The following is a 21,442-nucleotide window of genomic DNA, read 5'->3' on the forward strand; positions in this document are numbered from 1 at the left end:
CCGGCGGCGCCCGGCCACCCGTGGGGCGGGTCCGGGGTGCGCGGGCGCCGCCCCGGTACCAGGGTGGAGGGGTGAGACGCGGACTGGAGGAACAGGGCCGGCTCGGCGGGGCGCCGCCGCCGCGCTGGGCCCGGTTCGCCCCCGCCGCGGCCCTGATCGTGCTGGTCCTCGCCCAGGCCCTCACCCCCGGTGACGTGGAGCTGGGCTTCTTCCTGGCCGCCCTGCCGCCGGTCGCGGCCTTCGCCTACGGGGCGGCCGGGACCGCGTTCTTCGCCGCCCTGGTCCTGGTCCTGCTCGGCGCGCCGACCCTCGGGGTCGCCCGCGCCCGCGGCTCCGACCTGGCCACGGTGGCCGCGGTCGGGCTGCTGAGCGTGGTGATCGCCTGGGTCCGGCGGCGCCGGGACGCCCAGCTGGTCAGCGTACGGACGGTGGCGGAGGCGGCCCAGCTGGCCGTCCTGCCGCCGGTGCCGCACCGGGTGGGCCCGGTGCGCTGCTCGGGGCTGTACCGGGCGGCCCAGCGCGGCACCCTGGTCGGCGGGGACCTGTACGACGTGCGGGCGGGGCCGTACGGGGTACGGGCGCTGGTCGCCGACGTGCAGGGACACGGGCTGGCGGCGGTCGCCACGGTGGCGGCGCTGCTGGGCTCCTTCCGCGAGGCGGTGCTGGACGACGCCGAACTGGTGGCGGTGGCGGCCCGCCTCGACCGGAGGCTGCTGGCGGACACGGGGCAGCCCTCGGACGGGCCGGCGGGGGCACCCGAGCTGTTCGTGACGGCGGTGCTGCTGGAGTTCCCGCCCGGGCGGGACCGCGTACGGATCGTCTCGTGCGGGCATCCGCCGCCCCTGCGGCTGAGCGGGACCGCGGTCACGGAGGTGGCGGTGGAGCCGGGTCCGCCGCTGGGTCTGGGGGTGGCGGGGCAGGCCCCGCCGTCGGTGGCCGAGGTGCGGCTGGCCCCCGGGGACCAGCTGCTGCTCTACACCGACGGGGTGACGGAGGCCCGGGACGCGGCGGGGAACTTCTATCCGCTGGCCGACCGCGTGCCGGTGCTGTGCCGGGACCGGGCGGGCCTGGTCCGGGCGGTGTGGCAGGACCTGGTGGCCTTCTCCGGCGGGGGTCCGCGCGATGACGTGGCCCTGCTGCTGCTCGCGCTGGACGCGTCCGCGGACGGCCTCCGGGAAACCGCTGCCGGCTTCCCGGAGGCCGCGCTCTGACCTCGCTCTGACCGCGCGCCGGCCGCGCGCCGGCCGCGCCCGGCCCGCGTGCTACGCCTCGCGGATGAAGGAGCGGACCATCTTGCAGGTGACATTGGACGGCCGGCGGATGCCCGTCCGCACGGCCATGGTCCGGATCTTCCGGTTGGTGGCGCGCCGCGCGTCGTACGTCCCCGAGTCGAGCAGGGATATGGCCAGCCGCATGGCCTTCAGACGGCGGTTGTGGCTCTCGTACCACTCGCGGGGCAGGCCCGCCGGCAGTGGCTTCTTCTGGACGGGCCGGACGGTGGTGGCAGTGGCCATCTACAGCCTCCCAAACGGTAGTTGGCTTCCTGTCGTTCTCCCTCGATTTTACCGGTGACCACTGACAGAAGCCCCTGGCCAGAAGGGGCTGACTAGGGTGGGGCGCATGGAGATCTGGATCAATCCCGCCTGTTCCAAGTGCCGCAGTGCGCTGACCCTGCTGGACGCCGAGGGCGCCGATTACACCGTGCGCCGCTACCTGGAGGACGTGCCCTCCGAGGAGGAGATCCGCGAGGTGCTCGGGCGGCTCGGGCTGGAGCCCTGGGACATCACGCGCACCTCGGACCCGCTGGCCCGGGAGACCGGCGTGCGCGAGCTGCCGCGCGAGGAGACCGAGGCGGCGCGGGGTCGGTGGATCGCCCATCTGGCGGCGCACCCGAAGCTCATCCAGCGCCCGATCATCACCGCCGAGGACGGCACGGCCGTGGTCGCCCGCTCCGAGGAGGCCGTCCGCGAGGCACTGTCCCGCAAGGGCTGAGGAGGCCGGGGGCCGCACCGCCCCGGCGGCCCGGGCCGGCCCGCCGGGGCGGCGTGCGGTCTTCATCTCGTCCCCACACCGCACCTCGTAGGGTGACCCGGGAAGGAAAGGGATCTTCTACAGGAAAAGGGACGACGTGAGCGAGCAGCAGCAGCCGATCGCGCAGCCGGGCCCGGGCGAGCGCCCCTTCCCCCGGTCCCGGCGGGGGGCCGACTGGATGTTCGGCGGGATCTACGGCACGGTGCTGGCCAGCGCACTGCTCGCCGCGCTGGACCAGAAGGGCGGGGAGTACACCCCCCTGTACGACGCCAGCTGGGTGCTCGTCACGGCGGCCACGGCCGCGCTGGCGCACGGCTACTCGCACCACATGGCCTCCCACCAGCAGGGCTCCGCCGCGCACCGCTGGCGCATGCTGAGCACGGCCCTGTGGAACGAGTGGCCGATGATCGCGGCCACCCTCCCCACCGTCGTGCTGCTGGTCGTCGCGGGACTCACCGACTGGCAGTCCTACGGGGTGACCGCCGTCGGGCTCGGCCTGAACACCGCGCTGCTGTTCACCTGGGGCGCCGTCGTCGCGCTCCGGGTGGGCTACCGGCTCGGCTCCGCCCTGCTGATCGGCCTCGCGGACGCCACGATCGGCCTGGCCATCATCGTGGCGAACGCCCTCATCAAGTAGCGGCAGGCCGGCAGCCCGCCCGGCGCTCCGGCCGCGCTCAGTCCTGCGGGAGCTGCTCCTGCGCCTCGGCGAGGATCTCGGTCAGCCGCGCACCGAACTCAGCGCCCCGCGGGTCGGGCACCCCGGTACGGACGGAGGCCAGCAGGGCGTCCAGGGCCCGCCCGTAGGCACCCGGCACGTCGCTCCAGCCGGGCAGCTCGAAAACGCCCTCGGCCCCGCGCAGCTCCATGCCCACACCGGCGGCCGCGCGCGGCGCACCGAGGCTGAGCACGGCGGTGCTGGCCGCGCCGGAGGAGTGCCTCAGCGCCAGCTGGACCACGTCGGCGGGGCCGCGGGTGGCGCTGACGGAGGTGACGTCGCCGAGCACCGGGATCAGGACGGACAGGGCGTGCGGGCCGACGTCCCACAGCCCGCCCTTGTCCTTGCGCCAGGGCGAGTCGGCGTAGGCGCTGGGCGTGCCGTCGGGCGGGAAGACGGCGCCGAGCCAGTGGGCCGCGCCGGTGAACCAGCCCGTGCGCGCTGCCTGTTCCTCGACCCAGCCGGAGGTCGGCTCGGCGAACCGCAGGGTGAGGAAGACGACGGAGGCGACCGAATGGCGGGCCACCGCGTCGGCGACGGCCCGGGCGTCCTCGACGGTCGTGGCGACGGGTTTGTCGAGCAGCAGGTGGCATCCCGCGGCGGCGGCGCGGACGGCGAGCGGGGCCTGCACGTCCGGCGGCAGGGCGAAGGCCACGACGTCACAGTCGGCGAACAGCGCGTCGGGGTCTTCGTACACCTTCACGCCGTGGGCGCGGGCCAGCTCGGCCGCGGCCTCGGGGCGGCGGCCCCACACCCCGGCGAACTCGGAACCGGCGTGCGCGGCGAGGGCGGGGGCGTGGGTCCGGTGGGCCCAGGGGCCGGTGCCCAGCAGCCCGACCCGGGGGCGGCGGCCCGACGGGGCCTGGTCGGCGGCGTTCACGGAGTTGTCTCCAGCGGGGCTCAAATCAGACGAAATGCTCACGCACCCAGTCTGCCCCACCCGCAAGGGTGCTCCCCCACCAACCCGCACAAGGCGGCCGACCTGCGGTGCAAACCTCGGTAACACGGGGTTCACACACGGGCAACGGCCGGGAAATCGCGGCCGGGCACGCTGCGGTCATCACCGCAGCGATGAAGCAGCGACCAGCAGCACCCGCAGAGTCTGAGGATGGGGCCCGTGAGCTACAAGGCTGAGTACATCTGGATCGACGGCACCGAGCCGACGGCGAAGCTTCGCTCGAAGACGAAGATCCTGGCCGACGGCGAGGCGCTGCCGATCTGGGGCTTCGACGGATCGAGCACCAACCAGGCCGAGGGCCACGCCTCCGACCGGGTGCTCCAGCCGGTCTTCTCCTGCCCGGACCCGATCCGCGGCGGGGACAACCTCCTCGTGCTGTGCGAGGTCCTGAACATCGACATGACCCCGCACGCCTCCAACACCCGCGCGCTGCTGCGTCCGGTCGCCGAGAAGTTCGCGGGCCAGGAGCCGATCTTCGGCATCGAGCAGGAGTACACCTTCTTCGACGGCACCCGTCCGCTCGGCTTCCCGGTCAACGGCTTCCCGGCCGCGCAGGGCGGATACTACTGCGGCGTCGGCTCGGACGAGATCTTCGGCCGCGACATCGTCGAGAAGCACCTGGACCACTGCCTCGCGGCGGGCCTGAGCATCTCCGGCATCAACGCCGAGGTCATGCCCGGCCAGTGGGAGTTCCAGGTCGGCCCCGTCGGCCCGCTGGAGGTCTCCGACCAGCTGTGGATCGCCCGCTGGCTGCTCTACCGCACCGCCGAGGACTTCAACGTCTCCGCGACGCTCAACCCGAAGCCGGTGAAGGGCGACTGGAACGGCGCGGGCGCGCACACCAACTTCTCCACCAAGGCGATGCGCGAGGACTACCGCGCGATCGTCTCCGCGTGCGAGGCCCTCGGCGAGGGCAGCAAGCCGCTGGACCACGTCAAGAACTACGGCGCCGGCATCGACGAGCGCCTGACGGGCCTGCACGAGACGGCCCCGTGGAACGAGTTCAGCTACGGCGTCTCGGACCGCGGCGCCTCCGTCCGCATCCCGTGGCAGGTGGAGAAGGACGGCAAGGGCTACATCGAGGACCGCCGCCCGAACGCGAACGTGGACCCGTACGTGGTGACCCGCCTCATCACGGACACCTGCTGCACCGGCCTGGAGAAGGACGGCCTGATCTGAGGAAGACGCGGTCCGAGGACCTGCCGACCGCAGGACCCCGCCCGTCCGACGCCCGCCGAGCCCCCGTGGCACGGCGGGCGTCGCCCGTTGCGCCATGTCCCCTATTGGCAGGGTTCGTCCGGCGCGCAATCGAGAACTGATCGCGGAATATGAGATTCCGCTCCACTGGGTGAGACGGGGTCTGCCCCGGGACCCGGACATCTGCTTGAATGAGGCCATGGCCAGCTACTCGCACACCTCGAACGGTCGCAGCGACCTCGAGCCGTTCTGGCCTTCCCGTCAGGACCATGATTTCGACCGGGTGTGTTGCCGCGCGAAGAACGCGCCGGCCCTCTAAAGCCTCCGGAACTTCTCTCACCAGACCTTCCCGGGGCCTTCGGTCTGCGCGGTACGACGACGTCCGTACGTCTCCTGCCGTCCACTCCGCCTGAAAGAGCTGACCACTCATGGCCAACACCCGTACCCTGACCTCCGCTTCCTCCGCTGCGACCGTTCCCCTGCCGCCGTTCCCGCCCAGTGCCCGCCATCGGCTGCGCGCCGTGGACCGGGACGAGGTGGCCCGCGTGGTGGACCTGCTGCCGCCCGGGGCGACCTGGCTGCCCGCCCCCCAGCACACCCTGCCCGCGGTCCCGGGCCGGCCGCCGATGGTCGGCTACCTGGTCCTGGTTCCGGCCGACCAGCAGCCGCCGATCGCCTTCGCCCCGCACGCCGTTGCCGCACCGCCGGCCGCGCAGACCCCGGCCGCCCCCGCCGTCGTGGGCGACGCCACGGTCCGCATCGACCCGGCGCAGCGCACGGCCGAGGTCGACGGGCAGGTGCTCGACCTGACGTACCTGGAGTTCGAGCTGCTGGCCCACCTGGTGGCGCACCCGCACCGGGTGCACAGCCGCGACCAGCTGGTGACCACCGTCTGGGGCTACGGCCACGTCGGCGACGGCCGGACGGTGGACGTCCACATCGCCCGCCTGCGCCGCAAGCTGGGCGCCGCCCACCGCGGTTCGATCCAGACCGTGCGCCGCGTGGGCTACAAGTACACGCCCTGACCGGCCCCCTGACACGACGTACGGGGCCGGCCCGGCCTAGGCGGCGGCCCCGCGGCGGCGGCGTGCGGCGACGAAGCCGAACAGGGCGTCGGCCGCCAGGAACACGGCCAGGCTGATCCCCAGCAGCGGGACGAACCAGCCGACGGCGGCGGTCACCGCGGCCAGCGGCAGCAGGGTCGTGACCGGCAGCTTCCGCCAGGCCCCGCGCGGCTGCGCGCGGCCCGCCGAGAGCGCGCGGTCCTTGGTCGGACGGCGCAGCCACCACATCCGGTAGCCCCAGAACACGAGGAACATCACCGCGAGGGCGAGTGCGGCCAGCACGATCTGGTTGCCGAGGCCGAAGGTCAGGCCCATGTGCAGGTCGATGCCGTAGCGCGTCATCTTGGCGAGCACCGGGTAGTCGGCGAAGCGCAGTTCGTCCATGACCCGGCCGTCCGCGGGGTCGACGGCGACGGCGTCGAGGTGCACCGGCACCTGCTTGTCCTTCTCCTTGACCACGTACCCCTTGCCCTTGGCCGGCAGGGTCACCTGGAGGGACTCGGTGACCCCGGCGGCCCTGGCGGCCTCGACCGCGCGGTCGAGACCTATGTCGGCGACGGGCGCGGGCGCGGGCATCTCCATGCCCTCGGTCATGGTGTGGCCGGCGTGCTCGTCGCCGCCGGAGGGGGCGCCGGGGGCCACGGCGGCGGAGACGGCGGGCGTGGCACCGCCGAGGCGGTCCTGGAGCTGTCCGATGTTCTCCCCGGCGTACGTGGACCAGGTCAGGCCGGTGACGGAGAGGAGGACGAGGCCGACGGCGGCCCAGAGACCGACCGACCCGTGCCAGGAAAGGGTGCGGCGCCGGCCGGCGGCCCCGCGGACCGGGCGGACCAGCTCGGCCGCCCGCTTGCGGCGACGGCCGATCCACAGGGCGAGGCCGCCCAGCGCGACCACCCAGAGCCAGCTCGCGGCGAGTTCGCTGTAGAGGCGGCCGGACTCCCCGAGGTGGAGGCTGGAGTGGAACTCGCTCAGCCAGGCCCGCAGCGGCAGGGCGTCACCGACGGTGGCGAGCTGCCCGCGCACCTCGGCCGTATACGGATCGACGAACACGGTGAGGGTCTCGCCCTCCGGGAGCCCGGGGCTCTCCATGACGACCCGGGTGGTGGCCTCGGCGTCGGGGGCGGGGGCGACGGACACGACCTTGCCCGCGGGCGCGGCCGCCCGGGCCGCGTCGACCTGCGCGCTGAGCGGGCGGACGTCCGCACCGACCCGGGCGACGGTCAGCTCGTCGGCGTAGACGATCTTCTCGGCCTGCCAGGAGCCCGCGTACAGCAGCCCGGTGGCTGCGGCGAGGAAGAGCAGCGGGGCGATCAGCAGGCCCGCGTAGAAGTGCATCCGCAGGAACAGCGGGCGCAGGGCGGACCAGCCGCCGCGCCGCGGCCGGGGGGCATCCGGGGTGGAGCCGGGCGGGGCGGTGGGGGCGGGAGCGGACTCGGCGGAGGTATCCGGATCGGACGCTTCCGGCGGGTGGGCATGCGTGAGCTCGTCAAGAGACATGGTGGTCCTCAGGAACGGCGGGACAGGGGAGACCGACCCCCGGCACCGCCGTTCGCGCTCAGGCGCAGGCGGGACGGCCGGGGGCCGCGGCACGGTGCGGGCCCCGGCCGGGCGGTCCCCGCCGTACGACGGCGTGCGCGTGCACGGCCCCGCGCAGCCGCCGCGGCCGTACGCGTACGGGCCGCCCCGCGCGGGGCGCGGGGGGCAGCGGCGCCGCGGTCCGGGCCCGGACCAGGGCCAGCGCGCGGGTCAGCGGACGGGCCGCGAGCAGCGCGGCGGTGCCCAGGATCCCGGTCAGCCGGAAGACCGCGGCCTCGCCGCGGGCCAGCCACAGGGCGCAGAACAGTCCGGCGAGCACGTGCGCGGCGATCATCCCGGCGCCCCCGTGGCCCGCGGCGCCGGCCAGGTCGGCCATCCCGGGCATGTCCGCCATCGCGGGCACGTCCGCCATCCCCGGCATGCCGGCCGTCCCGGGCGGGGCGGGCATCGCCGTCGGGTCCGCGTCGGTCATGTGGTGGTGCCCGTGCACCGGGTCCGGGGCGGAAGCGGAAGCCGGAAGGGCCGCGGGCGCGTGTCCGGCGTGCGCCGCCCCGCTGCCCGAGAAGACGAGGTGCAGCACCCCTTGGACGAGGAGCACCGCGGCGGTGATCCCCGCGGGCCCCCGCCGCCGCCCGGCGCCGAGCCAGGCGAGGGCGCAGGTCACCCCGAAGGCCGCCAAGAGCCCCGGGAAGGGAATATCCGCACCGGACATGGAGGAATGCCCCACCGCACCCAAAGTCACGCACACCGCCGCGAACATCGCGGCACGTATGACGCGCATCGGCGCGGAATCCTCTGACATGGCCGGAACATGCTCCCACGGGGCCCGCCGACGCCCGACGGAGGGTCGTAACCGATCATGGACGGGTGAATCCATTGCCACTGGGAGCGCTGTACGCGGGCGCCGTGCAGTTCGGTGCGTACGCCCTGGAGCGGATCGGGGCGGCGGAGCGCGAGCAGGTGCTGCGGGCCTGCTCGACGAATGTCGACAACCTAGCCGCCGGCCGCTGGGAGACGCTCCTCAGCAGCGCCTGCGTCGTCGAGGAGCCCATGCCGCTGCCCTACGCGCTGCTGCTGGTCGCGGTCCTCGGGTACGCCGAGTACGCCTACGGCGCCTGGTGGACGGCCGCGGTGTTCCTCTTCGGGCACACCGCCGCCACTCTCCTGGTCTACGGGGCCCTGCGCAGGTCTCCCGACCCGGGGGTCCGGCGCGCCCTGGACGTGGGCACCTCCTACGGGTTCAATGCGGTGCTCGGCGCCCTGACCTCGGCCCTGCCGCGCGGGGCGGTCCGCACGGCCGCCCGGGCCGGGCTGCTGGCGCTGGCCGCTGCCCCGGTCCTGCGGCGCGAGCGCACCTTCACCGACGCCGGGCACCTGGCGGCGCTGGGGATCGGCATCGGGGTCTCGCTGGCCGCCGATTGTCTTTCCGGAGCAAACCGTCAGAAAATTACACCGATCACCATATGACACGAGTAACTCGTCCGATGCTGGAGCTGCCCCGATGACCGCCACCCCGTCCACCACCGTCGCCAACCTCCGCGACCTCGGCGGCACCCCGCTCTCCGGCGGCCGCACCGTGCGCCCCGGCCTGGTCCTGCGTTCGGGCCAGCTCGACCGGCTCGACCTCGACGCCGACCCGGCCGTGGCCGCGCTGGGCCTGCGGACGGTCATCGACTTCCGCACCGAGGGCGAGCGCACGGCCTACCCCGACCGGGCTCCGGAGGGTGTGCGCATGCTGGTGGAGGACGTACTGGCGGACAAGGTGAGCGCCGGCCGGATGCCCGCCGCCGCGCAGCTCAAGGACCTGCTGGCCGACCCGGCGGTGGCCGAGGAGCACCTGGGCGGCGGCAAGGCGCAGGCGCTCTTCGCCGACGTCTACCGGTCCTTCGTGACCTCGGGCTCCGCCCAGGCCGCGTACCGGACCCTGCTCACCGAACTCGCCGACCCCGAGGCCGGCCCGCTGCTCTTCCACTGCACGGCCGGCAAGGACCGCACGGGCTGGGGCGCGACCGTGGTCCTGACGCTGCTCGGCGCGGACGAGGAGACGGTCATGGCCGAGTACCTGTCCGTCAATCCGGCGGTCAGGCAGGCCTTCGCCCCGATGATCGAGGGCTTCACGGCGTCCGGCGGGGACCCGGACATAGCCCTCGCGCTGATCGGTGTCTTCCCGTCCTACCTGCAGGCCGCGCTGACCGAGGTCGAGACGCGCTACGGCTCCATGGAGAAGTACGTGCGCGAGGGCCTCGGCGTCCCCGACGGAACGGTCGAGGCGCTGCGGGCCCGCCTGGTGGCCTGAACCCGGGCGCTCCCCCGGGCCGCTCCGGCCCGAACGCGTGCACTGGGCGCGGGTGACCATCCGACGATTCGCTCGTTCTGCTGAACGTGACTGCGCCGGATACCGCCACCCGCCCCCTGTCTCCCGACGTCGAACAGGCCGAGGCCGCCATCGTCGAGCACTACGCGCGGCTGGTGCGGCTCGCCTACCTGGTGCTGCCGCCCGCCCTCGGCCGCAACCGGCGGGTGCTCACCGCCCATTCGCTCGTCCAGCGAGCCCTGCCGCGCGGGCGCCGGGCCAGCGAGTCCGACACGGCCGCGGCCGTGCGGGGCGGGGTGCCGGGCCAGCGCGGGGGCGTGGACGACTCGGGGTACCCGTACGTCCGGCTGCGCGTGCTGCGCGCGGCCCTGGAGGCGGGCATCCCGCTGACCTTCCGGGCCCTTCCCCGGCGCGCACAGCTCCCGCCGGTGCTCCCCCAGGTGTGGGGGCTGCGGCTGTTCCCGCGCTCCGGCGGGGCCGAGGAGCTGGCCCTGGACCAGTGGCTGGCCACCCTCGACGGCCCCGGGCGGGCCGCCTGCGTGCTGCGGGCCCTGGAGCGGCTGGCCGAGCCCGAGGTGCTCCGGGTGCTCACCGAGGCCGGGGTCGCGGACCCCGCCGCCGCGGTCGCCGGGTCCGGGGACCCGGCCCACGACTCCCTGTTCGCCTCCCCCGAGTTCGACCCGTGCGTGCTCCAGGCCCGGCCCACCGACCTGCTGCGCCGGCGCCGCCTGACGCGGGCCGGGATCGCCGCGGGGGCCGCCCTCGCGGTGTGCGGGGCGCTGCTCGCACTGCCCGGCGGGGGCTGGGGGTCGGACGGGCCCGCCGCCCCGCCGTATGCGCGCAACGCCGCCGCCGAGCAGGCGCTGGACCCGGGCAAGCTGGTCCGGGCCGCGCCCGCGCTCTGGCGCACGTCCTCCCGTACGGACTTCTCGGCCTGGCCCGCCCGCGGCGACCGTGCCGACGACGCGGAGCTGCTGCGCCGGGCCCTGGCCGTGTGGGCGCGTCCCGGTTCCTCCGTGGTCGTCTCGGCCACCCCCGGCACCCCGCCGGGCCCGCCGATGGGTCCGCCGCAGCTGCTGTTCGCGGGCGCCGTGGACCAGGCCGTGGTGGTCCTGCTGTACGACGGGCTGCGCGTGGTGCGGTACGCCGAGCCGCGCGCCGGGACCGCCGGGGCCGCCCTCGACTTCGCCCGGACCGACGGGGCCTCCTCGGACACCGCGACCGCGCTGGTGCTCAGCCGCACCGACGGCAACGTCCGCTACCTCACCGCGCCCTGGGTCACCGGCGCGGCCCTGCGGGACCTGCTCAAGCCCGGCGAGGCCGCGGCCGCGCTGAAGCTGACCCCGGACGGGGTCACCCCGCCGCTGGCCGGACCCGCCCCGGCGGGCAGCTGCACCAGCTGGAACGCCGTCGCCCTGACCGGGGACGGGGCCACCCGCCTGGTCACCGACCTCGGGGAGCTCACCGCGGCCCGGCTGACCGCGGGCGCGCCGGGGGCCGAGCGGGACGTGACCGAGGCGGCGGAGCTCGGGGACTGGTCGAGGATCGCCTGTCTGCTGCCCTCGGTCCGCTCGCACGGCGTCCGTACGGTCAACGCCTGGACCTACGCGAAGCAGCCGCTGCCGGAGGGCGACGGCACGGCGGCCTGGCTGTGCACGCGGGCCGAGACCTGGCAGGGCCAGGCCGACCGGGTGCAGGCGCAGTTCCTGGCCCCGGGGGCCCCGCTGGCGGCGCAGGCGGCCAAGTCGGAGGGGTCCGCGGCGTGCGGGCCCCGGGAGCCGCGGGTGCTGGCGGGCGTGCTGTGGAAGTCGCGGGCGGGCCAGTGGTACGTACTGGCGGCGGGCAGTGCACAGTTCGCCTCGCTGTCGGTGTCGGGCGCCGGGGTCAGCGGGTCCGCGAACGGGAATCGACTGGCCGTCAAGGCGCCGGAGGGCGCGCAGGTCGACCTGTCGGGCAAACTCACTGACGGCTCCAAGGCGGGCGTACTGCGCTAGGAGGCTCTCCCCGGTGCGGGAAGGACTCGTGGGAGCGGCGTGCGGCAGCGGCTGAGGAAGTGGGCGCAGAGGGGTTTTCCTCCCCTCTACCCATCAGTACATTGACGCCATGTCTAATACGCCGCTCGCGCCCGCCCCCGTGGCGTCGGAACACATAGACCTCGCCCCGCGGAACGTCTCCTTCGGCTGGGAGGACACCCCGCTCCACTGGCTGCCGGGCGACCCCTTCGCCACGCACACCATCAACGTGCTCCACCTGCTGCTGCCCGCCGGGGAGCGGTGGTTCGTGCACGTCTACAAGCAGGTGCTCCCCCTCATCGAGGACGAGCGGCTGCGGGCGGACGTCGTGGGCTTCATCGGCCAGGAGGCCATGCACGCCGCCGCGCACGACGACGTCCTGCCGCACCTCAAGCGCCTCGGCCTGGATCCGACCCCCTACACCGCGCAGGTGGACTGGCTCTTCGAGAAGCTGCTCGGCGACCGCACCCTGCCGCCCGGCCGGGCCCGCCACTGGTGGCTGATGGAGCGCGTCGCGATGATCGCGGCGATCGAGCACTACACGGCGTTCCTCGGCGACTGGGTGCTGAACGCCGACGAACTGGACCGGCGGGGCGCGGACCCCACGATGCTGGACCTGCTGCGCTGGCACGGGGCGGAGGAGGTCGAGCACCGGTCGGTGGCCTTCGACCTCTTCATGCACGTGGACGGCAACTACCGCCGCCGGGCCCGGACCTGGGCGACCGGCTTCTCCGCCCTGGTCTTCCTGTGGCAGCGGGGCGTGCGCTTCTTCATGGAGAACGACCCGCACCTGGTGGACGGCAAGGCCTCCTTCGGCCAGTTCTTCCGGGCGGGCCAGCAGGGGACGCTGCCCTCCACGGGCGCGATGCTGAAGTCCATCCCGAAGTACCTCTCGCGGACGTACCACCCCTCGCAGGAGGGCTCGACCGCCCAGGCCGCGGCCTACCTCGCCACCTCCCCCGGGGCGAACGGCGGTGCCGCGTGAGGCGCGCCCTGACCGTCACGGCGGTGGCCGGAGCGGCCTGGGTGACGAAGCGCGCCCTGCGCCGCCGCATCGCCCGTTCGCCCCTGTGGCCGCTGCCGGCCCTGGAGACCCCCGTCTCGGGCCACTCCCCGCGCCGGCCGCTGCGGGCGCTGATCACCTCCCGCACCGAACCCGCCGAGGGCGTGCTGCGGCTCGCCCTGCACGCGCCCGGACTCCCGGCCTGGACCCCGGGCGCGCACGTGGACGTCATCCTGCCGTCGGGGCTGGTCCGCCAGTACTCGCTGTGCGGGGACCCGGCGGACGCGGACACGTACACGGTCGCGGTCCGGCTGGTCGAGGACGGGCGGGGCGGCTCCCGCGAGGCGCACGAGCAGCTGGTGGAGGGCGCCGAACTGGAACTGCGGCCCCCGCGCAACCGCTTCGAGCTCCTCCCGGCGCCCTCGTACGTCTTCGTCGCGGGCGGCATCGGCATCACGCCGCTGCTGCCGATGCTGCGGGCCGCCACGGCCGCCGGGGCCGACTGGACCCTGCTGTACGGGGGCCGCAGCCGGGCGAGCATGCCGTTCCTGCCCGAACTGGCCGTCCACGGCGAACGGGTGCGGGTGTTCCCCGAGGACGAGACGGGCCTGCCCGACCTGGCCCCGGTCGCCTCGGCCCGGCCCGGCACCCTGGTCTACTGCTGCGGCCCGGACCCGCTCATGCGGGCGGTCACCGCGGCCGCCCCGGACCCCTCGGCGGTCCGCCTGGAGCGCTTCGCCCCGGCGGCGCCCGGCCCGGCCGCGCCCTTCACCGTCGAACTGCACCGCTCGGGCACCGCCGTCGAGGTCGCCGCGGACGAGTCCGCCCTCACCGCGGTCCGCCGGGTCCTGCCCAACACCCCCTACTCCTGCGAGCAGGGATTCTGCGGCACCTGCCAGCACCGCGTCCTGTCGGGCGAGGTCGAGCACCACGACGAACTGCTCACCGACCAGGAGCGCGAGGACTCGATGCTCCTGTGCGTCTCCCGCGCGAAGTCCGCCCGCCTCGTCCTGGACCTGTGACGGGCCGGGGCTGACGCCCTCTCAGGTCGCTGCGGGCCTGGCCGGGGGCGGGGAGGGGCGAAGTAGGGTGTCCGCATGACAACCGGGGTGCGACGCAGGATGGGTGTCGAGGAGCGGCGGCAGCAGCTGATCGGGGTGGCCCTGGAGCTGTTCAGCCACCGGTCCCCCGACGACGTGTCGATCGACGAGATAGCGGCGGCGGCAGGGATTTCCCGGCCGCTCGTCTACCACTACTTCCCGGGCAAACTGAGCCTGTACGAGGCCGCGCTGCGGCGGGCCGCCGACGAGCTGGCGCTGCGGTTCGTGGAGCCCCATGAGGGGCCGCTCGGGGCGCGGCTGCTGCGGGTCATGGGGCGGTTCTTCGCCTTCGTCGACGATCACGGACCCGGCTTCTCGGCCCTGATGCGCGGAGGTCCGGCGGCCGGCAGCAGCCGGGCCAACGCCATGATCGACGAGGTCCGGCAGGCGGCGTACGAGCAGATCATCGAGCACATCGGCGTCGAGCACCCGCCCGCGCGGCTGGAGCTCGTGGTGCGTTCCTGGGTGTCCCTCGCCGAGTCCACCGCCCTGATCTGGCTGGACGGGCGGCGCATCCCGCGGGCCGAGCTGGAGCTCCAGCTGGTGCACGACTTCGCCGCGCTGGCCGCCGTGAGCGCCGCGTACGACGCGGAGATGGCGGCGATCCTGGTGCAGATCCTGGCCGGGGAACCGGCCGACGGGCCCTTCGGGGAGCTGGTCGGCAGGCTCGTCGCGCTCGTACCGACCGGGGTCCCCGGCCCGCGGTGATCATGCGCACGGCGATAATGCCCGCGTGATCATTGACGACGGGATCTTGTTCCGGCCGGCCGAGGAGAAGGACGCCGGCGTCCTGGTGGCCCTGTACGACCGGGCCGCCCGGTGGATGCGCAAGAACGGGATCGACCAGTGGAAGCCCGGTGACAAGGACGCCGCGCACTTCCGCGCCAAGATGCGCGAGGGCGAGGTGTGGCTCGCCGAGGACGCCGACGGGCGGATCGTGGGCGGGTACGAGCTGTGGTGGTCCGACGAGGAGGCCTGGGGCGTCCAGCCGCCCGTCGCGGGCTACGTGCACCGTCTGATGGTGGAGCGCGACGCCGCGCCCCCGGGGGCCGGACGCCGGATGCTGGAGCACGCCGAGCGGCGGATCGCCCGGACGGGGCGGGAGCTGGCGCGCCTGGACTGCGTCTCCACGAACCCGCGGCTGCTCGCGTACTACCGGTCCGCGGGCTACCGGGTGGTCGGCGAGTTCCCGTCCAAGGAGGGCAAGGACGGGCGGGTGTACGGGGTGATCCTGCTGGAGCGGCGGCTCGCCGCCTGACGGAGCCCGCCCCGCACAACGGGCGGCCGGACGCAACCACCCGGCGTCCGCCAGACCCGGTGCGCTCTCGGCCGCGGGGCGGGCAACCGGTTGCCCGCCCCGCGGCCGCGACGGTACTGATGGGCGCGACCAGTCGGTACCAGGAGGGGAACACCGTGAAGATTTCGAGGAGCAGCACCGCGGCAGCCGTCTTAGGCACGGCGCTGGCGTGCGTGCTGGGGGCCGCGGGGGCGGCCGGGGCCCAGCAGCAGCCGGCGCCCGCCCCGGCGCCCGCGAACGCGGCGTCGGTCGCCGCCGGTTCGGCCGTCCAGGCGCCCGCCGCCGTGGTCGGGGAACTGAAGGCGGCCACCGCCCGGGCCTCGCTGGCCCCGGGCGCCCGCGCCGTCTGTTACGCGGCCCACGTCCAGGACGTCGGATGGCAGCCGACGGTGTGCAACGGCGAGGTGGCCGGGACCACCGGGCAGGGCCGCCGCATCGAGGCCGTGCTGATCTCCACCGGCGGCGTCGGGGGCATCTGCGCCAACGCCCACCTGGCCGACGTGGGCTGGCAGGGCTGGGCCTGCGCCGGCGACGGCACCGTCGTGGGGGTCGGCACCACGGGCCAGTCCCGGCGGATGGAGGCGCTCGGCCTCCAGGCCGGCTCCGGCAGCGTGGCGGCGCAGGCCCACGTACAGGACCACGCCTGGCTGAACGCGGTCGGCGGGAACCCGGTCTACGTGGGGACCACCGGGCAGTCCCGCCGGATGGAAGCGCTGCGCGTCTGGGTCTGACCGGGTCCACCAGGACCTGAGGTGACACACGACGACGGGGCGGTGCCGGTCCGCGGCCGGCACCGCCCCGTCGTCCGTCCTGGGCTCAGGAGCGCTTGAACACCGCCACCGTGCGGCCCGGGGTGGTGAACTCACCCGTCGCCGCCGCGTACGCCGACCCCTTGACCGCCGGGTCGGAGCCCGCGGCCTGCACCGGGTGCAGGGCGTACCCGGTGCCCGCGAGGGCGGGCAGCCGCTGGGCCTGCGCGGTGGGCGTGGCGTTGAAGACCACGACCAGGTCGCCGAGGGTCATCGTGATCACCCCGGGCGTCTCCTCCTTGCCCGAGAGGGGGAAGGCCAGCCGGTCCTGGACGGCCTGCGCGGTGGTGAGGGCGAAGGCGGGCTCCGCCGTACGGATCCTCAGCAGGTCCCGGTAGGCGCCCGAGGTGGCGCCGATCTCGGCGCAGCCCGGGGCCGGACCGGTGAGCAGGGGCTTGGCGTAGGGCCACTTCGGGCGGTTGTCGGCGGCCGGGGGCAGCCCGCGGCCGAAGCCGTTGCCGCCCCGGCAGTCCCACTGGATCGCGTTGAACCAGTCCCCGCTGTCGTAGGAGTTGCGGTCCAGGGACTTCGAGCGGAGCAGGTCGGTGCCCGCCTGGGAGAGGGCCGGGCCCTGGGAGAGCGCGGCCGTGGCCATGGCCAGTACCTGCATGCGGGCCCGGTCGGCGGTGGAGGTGGCCGGGGGCAGCTTGTAGGCCAGGGCGTCGTACAGGGACTCGTTGTCGTGGGCGTCCGCGTAGGCGAGGGCGTCGCCGGGCGCCGCCGCGTAGCCCGCCGGGGCTCCGTTGTAGTCCACCTCGGAGCCCTTGGTGCGACGGCCGGTGGTGTCGGTGAAGGTGTACGGGGCGAGGTTCCCGGTCAGGCCGACCTTGATCAGGTCCTGGGCGTGCAGCAGCCGGGCCTTCTGCTCGGCGGGGGTGCCGTTCGCCGGGGAGCCGTTCGGCTCGGTGAACAGGCCCGAGGCGAAGCCCTGGACGCGCGGGTCCTCGTCGAAGGGGCCGCCGCCGCGGACCGCGTCGCGGGCCCGGTCGGAGAAGGTGGCGATGCCGGTGCCGGCCATGTTCTTCTGCGTGGCCTGCACGAAGCGGGCGTCGTCGGCGATCTCCCCGAAGTTCCAGCCCTCCCCGTAGAGGACGATCTTCTTGCCGTCCACCCCGTCCTTCGCGACGGTCAGGCCGTCCAGGGCGCTGCGCACGGCGAGGATGTTGGCCTTCGGGTGGTGGCCCATGAGGTCGAAGCGGAAGCCGTCGACCTTGTACTCCTTGGCCCAGGTGACGACGGAGTCCACGACGAGGCGGCCCATCATCGCGTTCTCGGGTGCGGTGTTGGAGCAGCAGGTGGAGGTGGCCACGGAGCCGTCGGCGAGGAGCCGCTGGTAGTAGCCGGGGACGATGCGGTCCAGGACGGACTTGTCCGACTGCCCGGCGGCGACGGTGTGGTTGTAGACCACGTCCATGACCGTGCGCAGCCCGGCGCCGTTGAGGGACTGGACCATCTTGCGGAACTCGACCGTGCGGGCGGTGCCGTTCGGGTCGCTGGCGTAGCTGCCCTCGGGGACGGTGTAGTGCAGCGGGTCGTAACCCCAGTTGTAGGCGTCCTTGGCCGCGGCTGCGGCCACGCAGGCCTGCTGCTCCTCGGAGTCGGGGGCGTAGACCTTGAGGTCGCAGGCGGGTTCGGTGCGGTCTGCGGGCTTCTCGGGGATCGTGCCGATGTCGAAGACGGGCAGCAGGTGCACGTACGAGGTGCCGGCCGCGGCCAGGTCGCGCAGGTGCCGCATGCCCGCGGAGCCGGTGTCGGTGAAGGCCAGGTACTGGCCCGGGTGGCCGCTGGTGCGGTCCGCGACGGAGAAGTCACGGACGTGCAGTTCCTGGATCTGCGCGGAGGTGAAGGGGACGGGGGCGGGCTTGCGCAGGTCCCGCCAGCCGGGCGGGGCGAGCTTGGGGTCGGTCAGGTCCACGGCGAGGCTGTGGGTGGAATCCGCGGTCAGTGCCGTGGAGTACGGGTCGGTGACCAGGTTGCGGACCACCTGGCGGGTGCTGGGGGCCCAGACGGTGACGGCGTAGCGGTAGGGCTTGCCGGTCCAGTTCCGTTCGCCGCGCACCGACCAGACGCCGGTGGCGTCGTCGCGGCGCATGGCGACGGTGCGGCCGTCGAGTTCGAGGGCGACCTGCTGGGCGGTCGGGGCCCAGACGGAGAGGGTGGGGCGGCCGTCCTTGAAGACGGGTCCGAGCGGGGCGGCCGTCGCGTACAGGTCGTCGAGGACCCCGGCGAGCTGGACGCCGGTGGCGGCGAGGGCGGCGCCCGACGCGGTGCGGGCGGTGGCGACGAGCTGCCCGCGCAGGGCCTCCCGCACCCGGTCGCGGTCGCGCGGGTCGACGGCGAATGCGGCGGAGGCGGCCAGGTGCGGGAACTTCTGCTTCTGGGCGGCGGTGAGTTCGGAGCGGTTCAGGCGGAGCCACTGGGCCCCGCCCTCGTGCAGGGCCCCCTTGTCGGCGGTGATCCTGCCGTCGCGGGAGGCGAGGAGCTGGACGGAGGCAGCAGCGGCGGGGGCGTCCCAGACCAGGGTGTCGCGGTCGATCCACACGGCCTTGGAGGTCGTGAGGTCCAGGGCGGCGGCGGAGCCCGCGGGCTGCGGCAGGAGGTAGTCCTGGCGGCCGCTCAGCATCCAGACCTCGTGACCGGTGGCCTTGAGGTCGAGGGACTGGTCGGTGGGCAGGTCCTTCTCGTCGCCCTTGTGCAGGATGTAGCTGAGCGAGGTGGCCCCGGCGGCGAGCGGGACCTCGTACACGGCGCCGTAGGAGTCGGTGCGGACGGGGAGCAGCGGCTTGGACCAGTCGGTCGGGTTCGCGGCGCCGGTCCAGACGTGCAGGCCCCAGCCCTCGTAGGCGCCGTCGGGGCGCTTGTGGTGCAGGACGGCCTTCGTGGTGTCCTGCGGGGGCTGGGCGGGGCGTTCGGTGCGGACGGGCTCCTTGCCCTGCTCCAGCCAGACCTCGCCGCTCTTCGTCACGTCGAGGGTGCGGTCGGCGGCTACGTCCTTGGTGCCGTTCTTGTCGATGACGAGGTAACTGACGGAGGAGGCGCCGGGCTTGAGCTTGACGTACGCGAAGGCTCCGTAGGCGTCACGGCCGGTGAAGCCGTGTCCCTCGGGCCAGGGCGTGGCCTCGCCCTCGGCGATGTCGCCCCAGGCGTAGAGCCGCCAGTCCGTGTAGTCGCCGTCGGGCCGGGTGTAGTGGACGACCGCGTAGTCGCGCTGGGTGGCGGTCGGGGTCTCCTTCGGCGGGGCCTGGCCGGCCAGGGACTCGGCGAGGGCGCTCGCGGTGCGGCCCGCGGAGTCCACGGCCACGGCCTTGTAGCGCAGAGCGGTGCCCGCGGGGGCGGTGACGTGCTGGGTGACCTTGTACGGGGCGTGGTCGGCGGAGCCGAGGACCTGCCACTTGCCGTTGCCGCTCTGCGCGGCGAACACGACCCGGTTCAGGCCGCCGCCGGTGACCTCGGCGGTGAGCTCCACGGTGCCGGTGGCGCCGGGGGCCGGGGCCTTGAGGGTCACGCCGGGCTTGGTGGCGGGTGCGGCGAGGGGGGCGCCGGCCTGGAGGACCAGCGAGCCGAAGGCGGGCACGTTGACCCGGAGCTTGCCCGCCGCGGAGGCGCGCGGCAGTGCGAAGCCGCCGTACAGGGTGCGGTACTGCGTACCGGCCGGGGCGTCGATCTCGACCGTGCGGGGTTCGGCGGCGTTGTTGGTGGCGACCAGGTACTCGGTGCGGCTGCGGGGGTCGGTCCGGGCGAAGGCGTAGACGGAGCCGTCGGCGAGGCGCTCGCTCTGGATGCCGTCGCGCAGGGCCGGGTGCTCCCGGGTCAGCTTCGAGAGGGCGCTGATCTGCCGGTAGAGCGGGTGCTGCGGATCGTAGGCGTCGCTCGCATGGGTGCGCTCCGTGCCGAGCTGGTCGTCGTCGAGGTAGTCGGCGGCCCGGGAGGCGAACAGCGGCTGGCGGGAGTCCTTGTCGCCGCCCGCGCCGGTGAAGCCCTGCTCGTCGCCGGAGTAGATCACCGGATTGCCCCGGGTGAGGAACATCAGCTCGTTGGCGAGCCGGTAGCGGTCCAGCAGCTCCTGCTCCCCCGCGCCCGGCCGGTCCTGCTTCAGGAAGGTGCCGAAGCGGCCCATGTCGTGGTTGCCGAGGAAGGTGACCTGCTCGTAGGCGTTGGCCTTGTCGGTGGTGTACCGGTAGTCGTCGGCCAGTACGGAGGCCAGCCGGCCGGCGGCCGCGCCCTGGGAGGCGTACGCGCGCACCGCGTCCTGGAACGGGAAGTCGAGGGTGGCGTCGAGGCGGCCGCGGGTCACGTACGGGGAGGTGACGGCGGTGTCGGCGGAGTACACCTCGCCGAACATGAAGAAGTCGTCGCGGCCCCGCTCGGCGGCGTAGGCGTCGAGGGCGGTCGCCCACTGGGTCCAGAACTCGGTGTTGACGTGCTTGACCGTGTCGATACGGAAGCCGTCGATCCGGAAGTCCTTGACCCACTTCTCGTAGATCTTCTCCATCCCGCTGACGACCTCGGGACGCTCGGTCCACAGGTCGTCGAGGCCGAAGAAGTCGCCCTGCTCGGAGGACTCCCCGGCGAAGGTGGAGTCGCCCCGGTTGTGGTACATCGACGGGTCGTTGAGCCAGGCCGGGGTCTTGAGCTTCTTCTTCTCCTCGGGCACGAACGGCGTGCGCGGGAAGGACTCGCCGTCGGTCTTCGGGAACGCGCCCTTGCCCGCCGCGTAGTCGGCGTCGTCGAAGGGCACCCCGTCCTTCGTCAGGTAGGGGAAGGCCCCCTTGGAGAGGTAGTTGTAGGAGCCCTCCCGGTAGTCGACGACGTCGGCGGTGTGGTTGGTGATGACGTCGAAGAAGACCTTCATCCCCTTCCCGTGCGCCTTGTCGATCAGCCTCTCCAGGTCGGCGTTGGTGCCGAAGTGCGGGTCGACCTGGGTGAAGTCGGTGATCCAGTAGCCGTGGTAGCCCGCCGAGACGTCGTCGCCCTTGCCCTGCACCGGCTGGTTCTTGAAGATCGGCGCCATCCAGATCGCCGTGGTCCCCAGGCCCTTGATGTAGTCGAGCCGGTCGGTCAGTCCCTTGAGGTCACCGCCCTGGTAGAAGCCCTTGTCCGTCGGGTCCAGGCCGGTCTGCAGGCGGCTGCCGGTGAGACCGCCGCGGTCGTTGCGCGGGTCGCCGTTCGCGAACCGGTCCGGGAGCACGAAGTAGAACTGCTCGCGGGTCAGGTCGTGCCGGGCCGGTTCCGCTGCCAGCTTGGCGTCCGAGGGCGGGGCCGGTGGCCGGGCGGCGGCTGCCGCGGGGAGGGAGGGCAGGAGGGTCACGGCCAGTGCGGCGGCGAGGACTCCTGCGGCGGGGCGTATCAAGGCGGGTCTCCTTGGTCACGTGTCGCGTGGATGAGGGCCGCCCGGCGCCGGTGGCG

Annotated in this window: 18 protein-coding genes; 13 read left to right on the plus strand and 5 right to left on the minus strand. The window is 74.1% G+C overall.

The genetic code is table 11. The annotated features are described in order from the left end of the window. The first annotated feature begins 71 nt into the window (after positions 1-71). Entirely contained in the window at positions 72-1,211 is a 1,140-nt protein-coding gene (locus IO30_RS0131455) for a PP2C family protein-serine/threonine phosphatase (protein WP_051859741.1), read from the plus strand. Between the two features lie 51 nt (positions 1,212-1,262). Here IO30_RS0131455 and IO30_RS0131460 read toward each other — a convergent pair whose 3' ends face one another. Beyond that, positions 1,263-1,514, minus strand: coding sequence for a hypothetical protein (locus IO30_RS0131460; protein WP_031148639.1), 252 nt, complete (start codon positions 1,512-1,514; stop codon positions 1,263-1,265). Between the two features lie 106 nt (positions 1,515-1,620). On the opposite strand from IO30_RS0131460, the gene IO30_RS0131465 reads away from it, so the two are divergent. Both IO30_RS0131465 and IO30_RS0131470 read left to right on the plus strand, forming a co-directional pair. Beyond that, positions 1,621-1,992 carry an ArsC/Spx/MgsR family protein gene (locus IO30_RS0131465; protein WP_031148641.1) on the plus strand — a complete coding sequence of 124 codons (372 nt, stop codon included), beginning with the start codon at positions 1,621-1,623 and terminating at the stop codon, positions 1,990-1,992. A gap of 136 nt (positions 1,993-2,128) precedes the next feature. After that, positions 2,129-2,668, plus strand: coding sequence for a hypothetical protein (locus tag IO30_RS0131470; RefSeq protein ID WP_237403474.1), 540 nt, complete (start codon positions 2,129-2,131; stop codon positions 2,666-2,668). 37 nt (positions 2,669-2,705) lie between these two features. On the opposite strand, the gene IO30_RS0131475 is transcribed toward IO30_RS0131470, so the two are convergent. Then, positions 2,706-3,626 (minus strand): Gfo/Idh/MocA family protein, encoded by a 921-nt coding sequence (locus IO30_RS0131475; protein ID WP_031148644.1) that lies wholly within the window; start codon positions 3,624-3,626, stop codon positions 2,706-2,708. 237 nt (positions 3,627-3,863) lie between these two features. Between IO30_RS0131475 and glnII the strand changes: the two genes are divergently transcribed. Both glnII and IO30_RS0131485 read left to right on the plus strand, forming a co-directional pair. Further along, the gene (gene glnII, locus IO30_RS0131480; RefSeq protein WP_031148646.1) at positions 3,864-4,883 is read left to right on the plus strand and encodes a glutamine synthetase; all 1,020 of its coding nucleotides are present in this window, start codon (positions 3,864-3,866) and stop codon (positions 4,881-4,883) included. 446 nt (positions 4,884-5,329) lie between these two features. After that, entirely contained in the window at positions 5,330-5,926 is a 597-nt protein-coding gene (locus IO30_RS0131485; protein WP_031148648.1) for a winged helix-turn-helix domain-containing protein, read from the plus strand. Positions 5,927-5,962: 36 nt separating this feature from the next. Here IO30_RS0131485 and IO30_RS0131490 read toward each other — a convergent pair whose 3' ends face one another. Both IO30_RS0131490 and IO30_RS41265 read right to left on the minus strand, forming a co-directional pair. Then, positions 5,963-7,462 (minus strand): PepSY-associated TM helix domain-containing protein, encoded by a 1,500-nt coding sequence (locus tag IO30_RS0131490; RefSeq protein WP_031148650.1) that lies wholly within the window; start codon positions 7,460-7,462, stop codon positions 5,963-5,965. A 58-nt stretch (positions 7,463-7,520) separates the two neighbouring features. Continuing rightward, a complete protein-coding gene (locus tag IO30_RS41265; RefSeq protein ID WP_237403472.1) occupies positions 7,521-8,282 on the minus strand; it encodes a hypothetical protein in 762 nt (253 codons plus the stop codon). 86 nt (positions 8,283-8,368) lie between these two features. Between IO30_RS41265 and IO30_RS0131500 the strand changes: the two genes are divergently transcribed. From IO30_RS0131500 to IO30_RS42320, 8 genes are all read left to right on the plus strand, one after another. Continuing rightward, the gene (locus tag IO30_RS0131500; RefSeq protein ID WP_202205133.1) at positions 8,369-8,968 is read left to right on the plus strand and encodes a rhomboid-like protein; all 600 of its coding nucleotides are present in this window, start codon (positions 8,369-8,371) and stop codon (positions 8,966-8,968) included. Positions 8,969-9,002: 34 nt separating this feature from the next. Next, complete coding sequence (locus IO30_RS0131505; protein WP_031148656.1) at positions 9,003-9,797, plus strand: tyrosine-protein phosphatase; 795 nt, start codon at positions 9,003-9,005, stop codon at positions 9,795-9,797. 77 nt (positions 9,798-9,874) lie between these two features. Next, a complete protein-coding gene (locus IO30_RS0131510; protein ID WP_031148657.1) occupies positions 9,875-11,809 on the plus strand; it encodes a hypothetical protein in 1,935 nt (644 codons plus the stop codon). 109 nt (positions 11,810-11,918) lie between these two features. Next, complete coding sequence (locus IO30_RS0131515; protein WP_031148659.1) at positions 11,919-12,812, plus strand: metal-dependent hydrolase; 894 nt, start codon at positions 11,919-11,921, stop codon at positions 12,810-12,812. Then, the gene (locus IO30_RS0131520) at positions 12,809-13,852 is read left to right on the plus strand and encodes a PDR/VanB family oxidoreductase (protein WP_031148661.1); all 1,044 of its coding nucleotides are present in this window, start codon (positions 12,809-12,811) and stop codon (positions 13,850-13,852) included. Before IO30_RS0131515 ends, IO30_RS0131520 begins: the two co-directional genes overlap by 4 nt. A 75-nt stretch (positions 13,853-13,927) precedes the next feature. Next, positions 13,928-14,638: a TetR/AcrR family transcriptional regulator gene (locus IO30_RS0131525; protein WP_031148663.1), complete on the plus strand. Its 711-nt coding sequence runs from the start codon at positions 13,928-13,930 to the stop codon at positions 14,636-14,638. Between the two features lie 25 nt (positions 14,639-14,663). Then, entirely contained in the window at positions 14,664-15,188 is a 525-nt protein-coding gene (locus IO30_RS0131530; protein ID WP_031148665.1) for a GNAT family N-acetyltransferase, read from the plus strand. A 155-nt stretch (positions 15,189-15,343) separates the two neighbouring features. After that, a complete protein-coding gene (locus tag IO30_RS42320; RefSeq protein ID WP_051902682.1) occupies positions 15,344-15,958 on the plus strand; it encodes a hypothetical protein in 615 nt (204 codons plus the stop codon). Positions 15,959-16,043: 85 nt separating this feature from the next. Here the strand turns inward: IO30_RS42320 and pulA are convergent, their stop codons facing one another. After that, positions 16,044-21,386: a pullulanase-type alpha-1,6-glucosidase gene (pulA, locus tag IO30_RS0131540; protein WP_107066945.1), complete on the minus strand. Its 5,343-nt coding sequence runs from the start codon at positions 21,384-21,386 to the stop codon at positions 16,044-16,046. Positions 21,387-21,442 lie beyond the last annotated feature (56 nt).

Source organism: Streptomyces xanthophaeus (assembly GCF_000725805.1).
GTDB lineage: Bacteria > Actinomycetota > Actinomycetes > Streptomycetales > Streptomycetaceae > Streptomyces > Streptomyces xanthophaeus.